Source organism: Aquimarina hainanensis (assembly GCF_042684685.1).
GTDB classification, from domain to species: domain Bacteria; phylum Bacteroidota; class Bacteroidia; order Flavobacteriales; family Flavobacteriaceae; genus Aquimarina; species Aquimarina hainanensis.
The window spans coordinates 120,607-133,928 of sequence record NZ_JBHULX010000002.1 but is presented as its reverse complement, the minus strand read 5'-3'; the positions used below and the strand labels follow the sequence as shown (position 1 = coordinate 133,928).

Genomic DNA, 13,322 nt, shown 5'->3' with positions numbered 1-13,322 from the left:
ATTATTTCTTTGACTGCTTATTCGCTTTCTAATTGTCTTTTATATAAATCCAGATTCGCTTTTGTTTCTGGGTCCAATTCTGGCTCGTCAATATCTTTATACGTTTTTAAGCTATCATATAAGGTTCTCGCAACAATATATCGAGCGGTTGGTTTATCATCACCAGGAATGATATACCATGGCGCATGGGAGACCGAAGTTCTGTTAATTGCATCCTGATAATACTCCTGATAGTGATCCCACAGCTTTCTTTCTTTGAGATCTCCTGCAGAAAACTTCCAGTTCTTTTCCATTTTTTCTAATCTCCTTAAGAGTCTGTTTTTTTGTTCATCTTTAGAAATATGCAAATAAAACTTATAAATCAAGGTTCCATTTTGAGCGATGTGCTTTTCAAAATTTCTAATTTGCTCAAATCTTTGTTCCCAAAATGCATCATCTATATCAGAGACCTTATCTATTCCCGGAATATTCTCTCCCAATATATATTCAGGATGCACCCGGGTTACCAAAACATTTTCATAATGCGTGCGGTTAAAAACCCCAAACTTACCCCTTGCTGGTAATGCTATATAATGTCTCCATAAATAGTCGTGATCCAATTCTAATTCGGTAGGTACTTTAAAGCTATGAACAACGATTCCCCGTGCATTAAAATCCTTAAAAACTTCACGTATCAAGCTATCTTTTCCTGCGGTATCCATTCCTTGCAGACATACCAGTACTGCATATTTACCATGTGCGTATAAGGTATCTTGTAGTTTTCCCAGTTTTTCTCGTACATCTTCTAATTCTTTCTCTATTTTTTTTTCACTGGCATCCAAATCATATGTGGTTGGAACATCGGATAGAGAAACAGGATCAACTGCCTGAAAGTCTTTATAATTAATTTTATTCATACTATATCCATTAGAATCTTTTGGAAAGATACTAAAGTTTTTACTCGAAGGAAACAGAAAGCTAAAAATAACAAAGGACTGCTTCTTTTTTTATGATTTATTTGGCACAATCCTGCTGACTTGTCTTATCGGGTATTAAAATCATAACTGATTCCCAGGAGTACGGTATCGTATTCCCTTCCCAAACTCTTCAGGTTAAACTCTGCAAAGACATGAATTGGAGTACTCAAATGGTATAATGCTCTTATTTTTATTTGTGCACCATGATTAATATCTCCTGTTCTGAACGCCAAAAAAGCATCATCTTCTACTGACGGAAAAAATGATGAGTTATTTCCTATATATCCAATTCCTCCCGTAATGGTTGTCGGGTACCAGTTAAATAAGATCAAGTTTACTCCTATACCAAACTCATGATACCCACCTGAAGGTTCTTGTTCGGTATCCAAAGAAAATACCTGCGCCAGTTCTCCCATATAGGTAGTATAACAATTCGGAGCATATTCTACACGAATTCCAGCTCCAATGCCTTGTTGCGATGCTACTGGTTTTATCGCAGTGATTCCGTAATTAACAGCTCCTGGATCATACTGACCATAGATACCTCTTACGAAACCAAATACAAAGATAAAAATGATTACTTTTTTCATTGGGGCATTTCATTCATCACTACCATTTCACCTATAGATGTATAGATCAACTTTTATATCCTTATGTGATGTATTTTCTTATTAGTCGCAATACAATGGCAAGCATTACTACTTTGCGGCAAACAAAGAAACATCTTCTTCGCTAACTTCTGCTCCTCCTAAAATAATTAGTCGTTCGATCACATTACGCAATTCTCGTATATTTCCTGTCCAATCATATTGCTGTAATTTCTTGATAGCTTTATCAGAAAACTTCTTTACTGAAGACCCCTGCTCTTTTGCTATTTTCTTGGCAAAGTGATTTACCAATTGCGGAATATCTTCTCTTCTATCATTTAAGGCTGGTACTTTTACCAAAATAACGGCCAATCGGTGGTATAAATCTTCTCTGAATTTGTTTTCTGCAATTTCTTTCTTAAGATCTTTATTGGTTGCTGCAACAATGCGAACATCTACCTTGATATCTTTATCACTTCCTACTCGCTGTATTTTATTTTCCTGCAGGGCTCGTAATACTTTAGCCTGAGCAGAAAGGCTCATATCTCCTATTTCATCCAGGAAAATGGTTCCTCCATTCGCTGCTTCGAATTTTCCTGCTCTATCTTTATTAGCAGAAGTAAAAGCTCCTTTGACATGACCAAATAATTCACTTTCTATCAGTTCTCCTGGAATTGCAGCACAGTTTACTTCTATCATAGGTCCTTTGCTTCGGTCACTTTTTTGATGTATCCAATGTGCTACCAGTTCTTTCCCTGTTCCATTAGGTCCGGTAATCAGTACTCTGGCATCAGTAACCGCTACCTTTTCTATCATATTCTTGATATCGGTAATTGCTTTGGAATCGCCTATCATCTCATAATTCTTAGAGACTTTTTTCTTCAGCATTTTATTCTCTGCAACCAGTTCTTTTCTATCTACTGCATTTCTCACTGTATTGAGCAAACGGTTTAAATCTGGTGGTTTGGAAATATAATCAAAGGCTCCTAATCTCATCGTATTCACTGCTGTATCTAAATCTCCATGCCCCGAAATCATAATCATCGGTATTTCGGGCTTTATTTTTTTTACAGCCTCCAGAACTTCTACTCCATCCATTTTAGGCATTTTGATATCACATAATATCAGGTCAAAATCTTCTGCTTTAATCTTTTCAATCCCCAGAAGACCATCTTCTGCTTCAGAAACAATATATTTATCGCTTTCTTCCGACAGTATTTTTACTAATACTCTTCGGATTGCCGCCTCATCTTCTATTACTAATATTTTTGCCATTATATCTTAAATTTTAGTCCGGTTTTTAGATATACAGTATTCTCATCAGAAAGTATTTTCAGATTTTCCTGATCTGTATTTCTCCATCGGATTTCATTATCAATTGTATATCCTACATCTGCATATAACAATAAGTGTTCCGTAATATAATACTCATAGCTCAAAGCTCCAAGTACCATGAACATGGATGTACTGTTAATTCTTTCTTGTTGAGCTGCTCCGACTGGTAATGTATTAACATGCTGCATGGTAGCATAAAATCGATCTAGCCCCAGATACATTTTCAAAACAGATTTCTTTTTGCAATAAAAAGAGAGATTAGAAATGGGCGTTCCTACTGTATATGACCAATTAGGATGAAATTTTTTATAGTAGCTAATGATAGGTAATGGAGCAAAAACATCAAAAGGAATTGTCATATGCAATCCCAAAATCCATTTGCTTGTTTGTTGTTCATTCGCAGCTGTTTTTTTCTTAATGAATAAAAAATAGGTGGTATAAAACAGCTCCTTATTGGTAATTTCCCCTTTGGAAAAATCAGAAGATGCAATTGCTTCTCCTCCCAGTGTAAACCCCCATCCGTTTTTTACTGGTGTTGTATACAATGCATTTACAGCAATGGTATGAAATTTCTGTGGAGACTCCATTAGTACCTCATCAGATTGCAGCTGTAGCGTATGATAATTATAGCGTACTCCTGGTATGAAATAGGTATTTTCTTTTTTTAATTTCACAGGTATTCTCCCCAAAACCTTAATACGGTTATATTCCATATTTGTCTGCTGAGGCGCATGGGTATAGTCTACATTAAACAACTCTAAGCTTTGTGCCTGTACATTCGAATTACTCCATATGTACAGCAAAACAACTAAGTGATAAAGCTTATAAAGTCGGATCATATATTATGTATTTCATCATTTCCTGACAATAGTGACTTCTGTTTGAGGGAATGGTATATCAATCTTATGTTCTTTGAATAAACGATCAATAGCAAATCTTATTTCACTTTTTATAATCGTTGCTTCAAAACAATTATTGATTGTAAAAATAAGTCGGAATTCTAGAGAGCTATCTCCAAAATCAGTAAACAAAACACTTGGTTCTGGAGTTGCTAAAACTTTATCACTCGTTAATGCGGCTTTTATCAATACTTCTTTTACCAAATTGACATCACTACCGTATGCTACTCCAACAGTAACAGATTCTCTGGTATATACATTATTTTGTGTCCAATTATACAGAATAGAAGTCAAATACAAGTGATTAGGAATAATTAACACCTTGTTATCAATCGTTACAGCTCGGGTTGTCCTCAACTTAATTTCTTCTACCCGACCAACAGTACCTTCCATTTCGAAAATATCTCCTACTTTGACACTTTGATCTATAAAAATAAATATCCCGGAGATAATATCCTGTATCAATGTCTGTAATGCTAACCCCACTCCAACCAGTAAGGCTGCTGAGGCTGCAAAAATTCCGGTAATATTAAACCCAATAAGGTCTAATGCGATAAAAATTACGATCACATAGATAAAATATCGGGTAAAGGAGAAAATAGAAATAAACTTCTTTTTATTCTCATTGGGTAACTTTCTTGTGACCAGTTTTCTGATCAGCTTCAGACAAAAAGAAGTAATGACAAATACTACAATTACAAATAACAGCAGTCCCACTGTCAATATTATGGGAGATTTTTCGGTTCCGAAATGAAAAATTTCATAGTTCAAAAAGCTTTGTAAGCTTTGCCAAACATCTTCATGAATCACTTCTTTAACTTGTGCTGTTATATCGTCTTGCATCCTATTTATACTTTAACCATTTAAAGAGTTCTTTATAGCTCGCTTTTTTTCCATACATCAAAATCCCAACTCTGTATATTTTTGCTGCAAACCAGGTAATAAAGGTAATACTTCCGAATAATAAAACAATCGATATCACTACTTCCCACCAGGGTACCCCAAAAGGTATACGCATCAACATTACGATAGGAGATGTCAGCGGAATCATGGAGAATATAGTCGATACCGTTCCATGCGGATTTTCTATAACAGAAAAGAACCCCACATAAATCCCCAGCATTAATGGCAATATGACAGGCAGCATAAATTGCTGAGAGTCAGTTTCACTATCTACAGCTGCTCCAATAGCTGCATAAATAGCACTATACAGGAAATAACCTCCAATAAAATAAATCAGGAAAGAAATCGTAAGTGTTATTAACGGTAATCGTTGTATTTCCACAAATATATTCGTCATATCATCAATCATACCTCCATTCGAAGCGATCATTTTATTGACCTCCTGTAACTGAACAGGTTCTACATCTACTCCAAAAACAAAGGTTCCCACAGTCATTAAAATCATTCCTAAAAATACCCAGATAATAAATTGTAAAACTCCTGCAAAAGAAGTCCCTAGTATTTTCCCCAACATCAAATGAAAAGGTTTTACCGAAGAAATAATAATTTCTATAATCCTGTTTGCTTTTTCTTCAATAACAGATCGCATCACCATATTTCCGTAAATAATAATAAACATCATCAACAGATATCCGGCAACGCCTCCAAAAACCATTTTTACGTAACTAGCCATTTTTGAAGTCTTTTCTCCTGAAAAATCTTCAACGAGAATAGAAACTTCTGATTTTGATTTTTTGATAACATCGAGGTTTAGTCCTTTTTCTCTATAATTACGTTCTGTTATTTTTGCTGATATTACCTGCTCTATTTTACTTAATATAGAAGGACTGGGGGCTTCTTCTGCATAAAACTGGATAGATGTTGCTAACTGATCAGTACCTTCTTTTTTAGGAATATACAGTAGTCCATATAACTTTTGCTGCTTAACCGAATCCTTTGCTACTTTCCAGTTCAGATGGGAATAATCAATATATTCTATGTTCCCTTCATTTTTTAAATCAGCTGAGAACATTTCTGTTTCATCTACGAAGGCTATTTTATGTATCTCATCATTATTAATCGTTGCCAACCAAGTAATCAATGAGATCATACCAATAAAAATCAGGGGGCTTAAAAAGGTCATTACTACAAATGTCCTGTTGCGAACCCTCGCCATAAACTCTCTTTTGATAATGAGTTTTAAATTATGCATTCTCTTCTGTAATTGTTTTAATAAATATTTCGTTTACTCCCGGAATTACTTCATTAAATCGCAAAATCTGTGCTTGACCAGATAAATACCCTAATAAATCATTCGGAGAATCTTCCTTTCCAAGGGTAATATTTAATTTTAGTTGCTCATCAATTGTTCTAAAATCGGCAGGAGACACCTTAAACTTACTTTTAATTTGCTCTAATATTCCCGCTGCATTATCTGTCATCAACCCCACTTCAAAGGTATTTGATTTATAAGCTCTTTTTACATCTGTCAATTTCCCATCTAATATCTTTTTTGATTTATTAATCAAGGCGATATGATCACACAATTCTTCTACGCTTTCCATTCTATGTGTAGAAAAAATAATAGTAGCACCTTCTTCCCTGAGTTGTAAGATCTCATCTTTTATAACCGTAGCATTAATAGGGTCAAAACCACTAAATGGCTCATCAAAAATCAACAATTTTGGGCGATGTAATACTGTAACAATAAACTGAACTTTTTGCGCCATCCCTTTGGACAACTCTTGTATTTTTTTATTCCACCAATGTGAAATTTCAAACTTATCGAACCAGTACTTTAATCGTTCTCTTGCTTCTGTTTTACTCAACCCTTTTAATTGTGCTAAATACAGTGCTTGCTCTCCTACTTTCATCGATTTATAAAGTCCTCTTTCTTCTGGCAGGTACCCTATATCTTTTATATGTTGTGGTTCCAGAGGTTGACCATCCAGAAAAACCTTTCCCTGATCGGGGTATGTGATTTGATTAATGATTCGTATCAATGTAGTTTTACCAGCCCCATTGGGCCCTAATAAGCCGAATACACTTCCTTTAGGTACCTGAATGGACACGTCATTAAGCGCAGTAAAAGTTCCAAAGCGTTTTGTTGCGTGCTGTACCTCTAATACATTGGTCATAAATAATGGTTGTAATTTATTTTTTCAAGTAAATAAAAACGGATGAATTTTCAAGAATAAAATTCTGTTCCACGCGTTTTCAGTTGCATAATTACAAAATTATAATGTCTTCATAACTTTTTATTTACCTACTTATTTTATTTCGGTACAATATCCTATAAACCAAAAACAAAACCCACCCTGAATACGAATACTAAGGATGGGAAAAAAATTGCTATGAAAAAGAAAAATTATCACTAAACATTTTTAGTGATGCTCAAATATACAAATTTTTCTTAACCATATGTTAAAGAAATCAAATCATTACGACCTCTCTTATTTCTTTATATCGTTTTTATGAGAACATATCTTTTACTTTCTCAAAAAAGGATTTATCTCCACTTTCGGGTTTTGGCGTAAAATGTTCATCTTTTGCCATTTTTTCGAAAAACTCTTTTTGTTCTCTGCTCAGGGTTCTTGGGGTCCAAACATTGACATGTACTAATAGATCACCTCTTCCGTATCCATTAATACTTGGAATTCCTTTTCCTCTAAGTCTCAATATTTTTCCACTCTGAACTCCTTCTTCTATCTTAATTCTCACTTTGCCACTTACTGTATCAATTTCTTTGGACGCTCCAAGAGCAGCTTCTGAGAAACTGATATACAAATCATAATGCAGGTTATCTCCTTCTCGTTGTAACTCTGTATGAGGTTTTTCTTCTATGGCAACCAGCAGATCTCCTGCAATTCCATTCCCAGGTGCTTCATTTCCTTTTCCTGCTACTTTTAGCTGCATTCCTTCTTCTACTCCTGGCGGGATTTTTACACTTACGGTTTCTTCGACAATCTTCAACCCCTGAGCGTCTGCATCGGCTGGTCTTTTATCGATCATTTGTCCGGTTCCTCCACACACATTACATGGAGAGGACGTTTGCATTCTTCCTAAAATCGTGTTGGTAATTCTGGTAACTTGTCCTGAACCATTACAGGTACTACATGTTTTATATGTAGTTCCAGGAGCCTTAACTTTTCTTTTTACCTTAATCTTTTTATCGACTCCATTCGCGATATCTTCTAAAGACAGTTTCACACGAATACGAAGATTACTTCCTTTTGCCGTTCGTTGTCTTCCTCCTCCGAAGCCGCCAAAGCCGCCAAAACCACCACCAAAGATATCTCCAAACTGACTGAATATATCATCCATATTCATTCCACCACCTCCGAAGCCACCTCCGCCTTCGAATGCCTGATGACCAAATTGGTCATAACGTGCTTTTTTATCAGGATCACTTAATATCTCATATGCTTCTGCTGCTTTTTTGAACTTCTCTTCTGCAGTCGCATCTCCCGGATTTTTATCTGGGTGATATTCAATTGCTTTTTTACGATATGCTTTTTTGATTTCTGCCTGACTAGCTCCCTTACTAATACCTAGTATGTCATAAAAATCTTCTTTCATAAATGTCTTATTGTCCGGTTACTACCTTTGGAAAACGGATGACTTTATCGCCAAGCTTATATCCTTTTTCAATAACATCAACTATTTTCCCTTTCAAATCATCACTAGGTGCAGGAATCTGGGTAATCGCTTCATGATCATCTGCATTAAACGTATCACCAGCAGCAACTTCTACTTCTGAAAGTCCTTTACTCTTTAGTGTTTCTTTGAGTTTATTATGAATCAATTCTACCCCTTTGATCAGGTTTTCATCTTCCGATTTTTCGATTTCTTTTTGCGCTCTATCAAAATCGTCTAATACGGGTAGCATTGATTGTATCACATCTTGACTTGCTGTTTTAAAAAGCTCTAAACGTTCTTTTGAGGTTCTTTTTTTATAATTTTCAAACTCTGCAAAGAGTCTCAAAAACTTATCTTTTTCCTTCTCCAGTTCTTCTTTTAGCTGTGCTTCTACATCAACCTCTTCATTTTCTTTCTCTGTAACAGGCGCATCAAGTACTTCTTCTACTTGATCTTTTAGATCATCGTTTTTTTTATTTTTCTTACTCATGTAAAACGTATCTTTTTTATAAGTTTTTCTTTATTGCAGGTGCAAAAGTACTGCCATTTTTCAATAAATGTCATAATGTCACAATAATATTTTAATATATATTTAAGACAGAAGACATCAGAAAGAAATATTTTTGACCAAATTTTAAACCTTTAATTCTTTATTATGAAATTTAAATTAATGCAACTTGCTGCAGTCACGGCACTTTCAATCCTTGCTTTTTCTTGTAAAGGAGAGAAAAAAAATGAAACTACTGCTAAGGAGGCTGAAGAAGTAAAAGAAGCTCCTGCTGTGGCAGTTACGTATACTGTAGACCCTGCAGCTAGTACTATCGAATGGACAGGATCTAAGCCTACAGGTAAACATATGGGAACTATCGCGCTATCGAATGGTACATTAAAAGTTCAGGAGAACAAAGTACTTGGAGGATCATTCGCTATAGACATGACTACAATTACTGTTACTGACTTAGAAGGTGACGAAAAAGCAGGTCTTGAAGCACACTTAAAAGGTGAAGGTGAAGGTAAAGAAGATCACTTCTTTAATGTAGCCAAGTTTAAAGATGGTGCTTTCGAAATTACTGCTGTAAATGAAAAAGATGGAAAAACTGTGATCGAAGGAAACCTAACATTAAAAGGTATCAAGAAAAATATCTCTTTCCCGGCAACTATCTCTTCTAATGATTCTGAAACTACTATTACTAGTGACGTATTCACAATTAACCGTACAGAATGGGGAGTAAACTACGGATCTAAATCTGTATTCGAAAACCTAGGAGATAAGTTTATCAACGACGATATTGAGATCAAAGTAAGCTTAAAAGCCAAAAAAGCATAATCCGAATAGGATGATGCTTTACAAAAGCATTAAAAAACTGACATCTGTTCTGATCTGGTGTCAGTTTTTTTTATGCGCATCAATTTCTTCAAGCGCCTGATAAATATTTTCGTAATAAAACTGAAATCCGTTCTTTTCTATTTTGGCATTAGAAACCCGCTGACTACTTACCAGTAATACGTACATCTCTCCCAGTAAAAACCGTAATACAAACTCAGGAACATTCGGTAATAGTATTTTTTTACCCAGCTGACTCGCTATTGCATAGGTGAGTTTTTTATTAGATATCGGATTAGAGGCTACTGCATTATAGACTCCTTCTAATTTCTTTTCGTGAACAAACAGAAACATTCTGGCTACGTCTTTTAAATGAATCCAACTCTGCCATTGTGTTCCTTTCCCTATTACGGCTCCTACTCCTTTTTCTATTGGTTTTGCCATTTGAGGTAAAGCGCCTCCTTCGTGAGATAACACCAAACCGATCCTCAAAATGCCTAATCTCACCCCCAATGTTTTGAAGCCTTCTACTGCTTTTTCCCATTTTTGTACTACATCTGAAAGAAAAGTTGAATCTCTCTCCGTACTTTCTTCCGTATAGTAGTTTTGGGATGAACTTGGATAAATCCCTATGGCACTGGCAGCAATCACTTGTCTTACCTGATGCTTTTGTTGCTGCAATGTGCTTATTAATAAATTTGTCGTTTCTACTCTACTGGATTCGATTCGCTTTTTATAAGAAGTAGTCCAGCGCTTTCCTATAGTTGCTCCTGCCAAATGGATAATCGTCGTCACTCCTTCAAAACAGGACGAATCAATTTCTTTAGTATCGGGATTCCAATAAAACCCCTGATAATTTTCTTTTCCAGTCTTTATTTTATTTTTACTCGTGGTAAGATAATTCACATCCATCCCTGAATCATGGCATAACCTCACAATTTCCTGACCGACCAACCCCGTAGCTCCAGTAATTAGAATCCTCATTAAGTTAAGTTAAAGTTGAGTAAAAATACTACTTCCTTTTATGAAAAGCCGCCTCTTTATTATAGGTTTAACACAATTCTTCTGAAGACAAGCTATCTGTAAAAAATATTATTTTACAGCCCGTAACATTTCTCTCTTACCAGGAGGTCCTGGCAGTCTTTCTACCGAAAAACCTACTTCTTCCATTGCTCTTCTTACACTTCCTTTGGCTGCATAGGTGACCAAAACACCTCCATCCCGTAAGGCTGCAAACATTATTTCGAAAATCTGAACTGTCCACAACTCTGGTTGTACTCTCGCTCCAAAGGCATCAAAATAAATCAAATCATACGACGCTACATCTTTTATATCGCCAAACAACATTTGTTTTTTAGTCAAAGAAAAAGTATCTGATACTTTTTTTTCTTTTTCCCACTCACATTCATGAAGGCTCATAAAAGTAGCCTGTTCATGAAGGGCTTCTAATTGTTGAGCATAATTTAGTTTCTCAATTTCATCCATTAGTACAGGATACGCCTCAATTCCAACATACTGGATTGCTTTCCCGCTTTTTTTACTTTCTAAAAACGTAATAAATGCGTTAAGCCCTGTTCCAAAACCTATTTCCAGAATGGCTGTTTCCTCCTTTTTTTCTTTTTCCCATATATACTGAAGTCCACTTTTAATAAATACGTGTTTTGCTTCATTGATAGCTCCGTGTTTGGAATGATACTGTTCATTAATTTCGGGAAGATGAATCGTTACCGAACCATCTCCCGTAATGATAATTTCTCTTTTAGTTTTATGCTCCATTAACTCTTTATCAAAACTCCATCAGCTACAAAAGAATATGTCTTTTTAGGAGTTGTTATTTTTGCTATTTCATCTTCACTTTTACCTGCATCACTTGCCAGATGGCGTTGTTCTTCTACAGATACCTCTGTTACAAACGCTTTTCCTTTTACGATTACTTCTTTGTTTTCGATATCCATAGGAACAAAAAAACCATAGTCTTTAAACTTTACCATGTTCTCTTCTTTATCATCAATAGCAACTCTCATCCAGCAACCTTTGACCTTACACACACTATTAACCGTACTTTTATACATCATAGCAATAGTATCTCCCTCTTTCATCTCATGATATTGGGCAGCCAATTCACCCGGTGAAAAAACAGTTCCTTTTTCTATTTTTTGTCCATATGCTTGATATTGCTCCAGGGGTAAGTTTTCTATTAAGTTTTTTCCTTTTGTATTCGTGTTTTTACACGCATATAATGTCACTGCTCCGAATACCAATACTATAAATTTTCTCATATTTTTTGTCTATTGTCGTATTTGGTAAAATTAAGCAATTCAAAAAATTATTAATTACGTAGAAAAAGGTATTTTTGTGTCAGATTAAAATTGGCTATTTCTTTTTTAATCATTAAATCGTAATAAACATTTATTGAGTTTATTACACTTTTCACAACCTAAAAAATAGTTAATCGGATGAAGAGTTCAACTCAACAAGCAATTGAAATCACCAAAGCAAATGAGTCTAAAATCGGACAAGTAGACTTTGAAAACCTAACTTTCGGTAATATTTTTACAGATCATATGTTTGTCTGTGATTTTATTGACGGAAAATGGCAAACTCCAAAGATCACTCCATATGCGCCGCTCACTCTTGATCCTTCTGCTCGTGTTTTTCATTACGGGCAAGCCGTTTTCGAAGGAATGAAAGCTTATAAAGATGACAATGGAGATACCTTTTTATTCCGACCAGATGAAAATTTCAAAAGAATAAACAAATCTGCCGCACGTCTGGCAATGCCCGAATTCCCTGAGAATTATTTCTTTGACGGATTAACGGAGTTACTCAAATTAGATAATGAATGGATCAAACCTGGTTTTGGAAATTCATTATACATCAGACCTTTTGTAATTGCTACGCAGGCAGGTGTTTCTGCTTCTGAAGCAAATGAATACAAGTTCATGATTATCTGCTCTCCTGCTCAGGCATATTATAGTGGAGATGTCAGTGTATTGGTGGCCGAAAAATTTAGCCGTTCCGCTAACGGAGGAATTGGATATGCTAAAGCTGCCGGGAATTATGCAGCTCAGTTTTACCCTACGAATTTAGCAAAAAAAGAAGGGTATCAGCAGGTTATCTGGACTGATGCTGACACGCATGAGTATATGGAAGAAGCGGGAACTATGAATGTTTTTTTTAGAGTAAACGACACCCTGCTTACAGCTCCAACTAGTGATCGAATATTGGATGGAATTACACGAAAAAGTTTAATCGATATTGCTAAGAAAGAAGGGGTTTCTGTAGATGTCAGACCTGTAAAAGTTAGCGAAATTGTGGCAGCTGCCAAGGATGGAAGTCTCAAAGAAATTTTTGGTGCTGGAACAGCCGCTGTTATCAGCCCTGTCAAAGCTTTTGGATACCAAGGAAACCACTACGAACTCGAAAAACAAGAGAACTCCTTTGCTTCCTTGTTTAAAACAGCTTTGATGAATATTCAATACAATAAAGCAGAAGATCCATTCAACTGGAGACATAAAATATAAACAATAACTTTTGTTATTACTGTAATTATAAAACCCCTCCTAGGAGGGGTTTTATAATTCTTGGTTATCGAAACTTATATGCTTCGAGGTTCTCTTCTCTCTCAAGAGTACAATAC

14 protein-coding genes are annotated in these 13,322 nt (G+C 35.5%); 2 read left to right on the top strand and 12 right to left on the bottom strand.

All coding sequences use genetic code 11. The features are described from left to right. Window positions 1-17 precede the first annotated feature (17 nt). From ACFSTE_RS03365 to ACFSTE_RS03325, 9 genes are all read right to left on the bottom strand, one after another. Complete coding sequence (locus tag ACFSTE_RS03365) at window positions 18-896, bottom strand: PPK2 family polyphosphate kinase (RefSeq protein WP_378256216.1); 879 nt, start codon at window positions 894-896, stop codon at window positions 18-20. Window positions 897-1,021: 125 nt separating this feature from the next. Beyond that, the gene (locus ACFSTE_RS03360) at window positions 1,022-1,546 is read right to left on the bottom strand and encodes a hypothetical protein (RefSeq protein WP_176029396.1); all 525 of its coding nucleotides are present in this window, start codon (window positions 1,544-1,546) and stop codon (window positions 1,022-1,024) included. A 108-nt stretch (window positions 1,547-1,654) separates the two neighbouring features. After that, complete coding sequence (locus ACFSTE_RS03355; protein ID WP_378256218.1) at window positions 1,655-2,818, bottom strand: sigma-54-dependent transcriptional regulator; 1,164 nt, start codon at window positions 2,816-2,818, stop codon at window positions 1,655-1,657. Continuing rightward, entirely contained in the window at window positions 2,818-3,717 is a 900-nt protein-coding gene (locus ACFSTE_RS03350) for a hypothetical protein (protein WP_378256220.1), read from the bottom strand. Before ACFSTE_RS03350 ends, ACFSTE_RS03355 begins: the two co-directional genes overlap by 1 nt. 15 nt (window positions 3,718-3,732) lie before the next feature. Beyond that, the gene (locus tag ACFSTE_RS03345) at window positions 3,733-4,620 is read right to left on the bottom strand and encodes a mechanosensitive ion channel family protein (RefSeq protein WP_176029393.1); all 888 of its coding nucleotides are present in this window, start codon (window positions 4,618-4,620) and stop codon (window positions 3,733-3,735) included. Window position 4,621: 1 nt separating this feature from the next. Then, complete coding sequence (locus ACFSTE_RS03340; RefSeq protein ID WP_176029392.1) at window positions 4,622-5,932, bottom strand: ABC transporter permease; 1,311 nt, start codon at window positions 5,930-5,932, stop codon at window positions 4,622-4,624. Next, on the bottom strand, window positions 5,925-6,857 hold the full coding sequence (locus ACFSTE_RS03335; RefSeq protein ID WP_176029391.1) for an ABC transporter ATP-binding protein: 933 nt from the start codon (window positions 6,855-6,857) through the stop codon (window positions 5,925-5,927). Before ACFSTE_RS03335 ends, ACFSTE_RS03340 begins: the two co-directional genes overlap by 8 nt. Before the next feature lie 334 nt (window positions 6,858-7,191). Continuing rightward, window positions 7,192-8,298: a molecular chaperone DnaJ gene (gene dnaJ, locus ACFSTE_RS03330; protein WP_378256223.1), complete on the bottom strand. Its 1,107-nt coding sequence runs from the start codon at window positions 8,296-8,298 to the stop codon at window positions 7,192-7,194. A 7-nt stretch (window positions 8,299-8,305) separates the two neighbouring features. Then, window positions 8,306-8,848, bottom strand: coding sequence for a nucleotide exchange factor GrpE (locus ACFSTE_RS03325; RefSeq protein ID WP_176029389.1), 543 nt, complete (start codon window positions 8,846-8,848; stop codon window positions 8,306-8,308). 165 nt (window positions 8,849-9,013) lie between these two features. Between ACFSTE_RS03325 and ACFSTE_RS03320 the strand changes: the two genes are divergently transcribed. Then, complete coding sequence (locus ACFSTE_RS03320) at window positions 9,014-9,685, top strand: YceI family protein (RefSeq protein WP_378256226.1); 672 nt, start codon at window positions 9,014-9,016, stop codon at window positions 9,683-9,685. 60 nt (window positions 9,686-9,745) lie between these two features. On the opposite strand, the gene ACFSTE_RS03315 is transcribed toward ACFSTE_RS03320, so the two are convergent. The 3 genes from ACFSTE_RS03315 to ACFSTE_RS03305 all read right to left on the bottom strand — a co-directional run bounded on the left by ACFSTE_RS03315 (window position 9,746) and on the right by ACFSTE_RS03305 (window position 11,961). Then, window positions 9,746-10,666, bottom strand: coding sequence for a TIGR01777 family oxidoreductase (locus ACFSTE_RS03315; RefSeq protein WP_378256228.1), 921 nt, complete (start codon window positions 10,664-10,666; stop codon window positions 9,746-9,748). Window positions 10,667-10,774: 108 nt separating this feature from the next. Then, entirely contained in the window at window positions 10,775-11,458 is a 684-nt protein-coding gene (mnmD, locus tag ACFSTE_RS03310) for a tRNA (5-methylaminomethyl-2-thiouridine)(34)-methyltransferase MnmD (RefSeq protein ID WP_176029386.1), read from the bottom strand. Then, a complete protein-coding gene (locus ACFSTE_RS03305; RefSeq protein ID WP_378256230.1) occupies window positions 11,458-11,961 on the bottom strand; it encodes a DUF4920 domain-containing protein in 504 nt (167 codons plus the stop codon). Before ACFSTE_RS03305 ends, mnmD begins: the two co-directional genes overlap by 1 nt. A gap of 177 nt (window positions 11,962-12,138) precedes the next feature. Here ACFSTE_RS03305 and ACFSTE_RS03300 point away from each other — a divergent pair, with 177 nt between their 5' ends. Beyond that, the gene (locus ACFSTE_RS03300) at window positions 12,139-13,206 is read left to right on the top strand and encodes a branched-chain amino acid aminotransferase (protein ID WP_378256232.1); all 1,068 of its coding nucleotides are present in this window, start codon (window positions 12,139-12,141) and stop codon (window positions 13,204-13,206) included. Window positions 13,207-13,322: the final 116 nt, after the last annotated feature.

Excerpts from the sequence above, each read along its gene's own strand:
- dnaJ (WP_378256223.1), bottom strand. The coding sequence starts at position 8,298 with ATGAAAGAAGATTTTTATGACATACTAGGTATTAGTAAGGGAGCTAGT.
- ACFSTE_RS03320 (WP_378256226.1), top strand. The coding sequence starts at position 9,014 with ATGAAATTTAAATTAATGCAACTTGCTGCAGTCACGGCACTTTCAATC.
- ACFSTE_RS03325 (WP_176029389.1), bottom strand. The coding sequence starts at position 8,848 with ATGAGTAAGAAAAATAAAAAAAACGATGATCTAAAAGATCAAGTAGAA.
- ACFSTE_RS03340 (WP_176029392.1), bottom strand. The coding sequence starts at position 5,932 with ATGCATAATTTAAAACTCATTATCAAAAGAGAGTTTATGGCGAGGGTT.
- ACFSTE_RS03335 (WP_176029391.1), bottom strand. The coding sequence starts at position 6,857 with ATGACCAATGTATTAGAGGTACAGCACGCAACAAAACGCTTTGGAACT.
- mnmD (WP_176029386.1), bottom strand. The coding sequence starts at position 11,458 with ATGGAGCATAAAACTAAAAGAGAAATTATCATTACGGGAGATGGTTCG.
- ACFSTE_RS03365 (WP_378256216.1), bottom strand. The coding sequence starts at position 896 with ATGAATAAAATTAATTATAAAGACTTTCAGGCAGTTGATCCTGTTTCT.
- ACFSTE_RS03305 (WP_378256230.1), bottom strand. The coding sequence starts at position 11,961 with ATGAGAAAATTTATAGTATTGGTATTCGGAGCAGTGACATTATATGCG.
- ACFSTE_RS03355 (WP_378256218.1), bottom strand. The coding sequence starts at position 2,818 with ATGGCAAAAATATTAGTAATAGAAGATGAGGCGGCAATCCGAAGAGTA.
- ACFSTE_RS03360 (WP_176029396.1), bottom strand. The coding sequence starts at position 1,546 with ATGAAAAAAGTAATCATTTTTATCTTTGTATTTGGTTTCGTAAGAGGT.
- ACFSTE_RS03345 (WP_176029393.1), bottom strand. The coding sequence starts at position 4,620 with ATGCAAGACGATATAACAGCACAAGTTAAAGAAGTGATTCATGAAGAT.
- ACFSTE_RS03300 (WP_378256232.1), top strand. The coding sequence starts at position 12,139 with ATGAAGAGTTCAACTCAACAAGCAATTGAAATCACCAAAGCAAATGAG.
- ACFSTE_RS03315 (WP_378256228.1), bottom strand. The coding sequence starts at position 10,666 with ATGAGGATTCTAATTACTGGAGCTACGGGGTTGGTCGGTCAGGAAATT.
- ACFSTE_RS03350 (WP_378256220.1), bottom strand. The coding sequence starts at position 3,717 with ATGATCCGACTTTATAAGCTTTATCACTTAGTTGTTTTGCTGTACATA.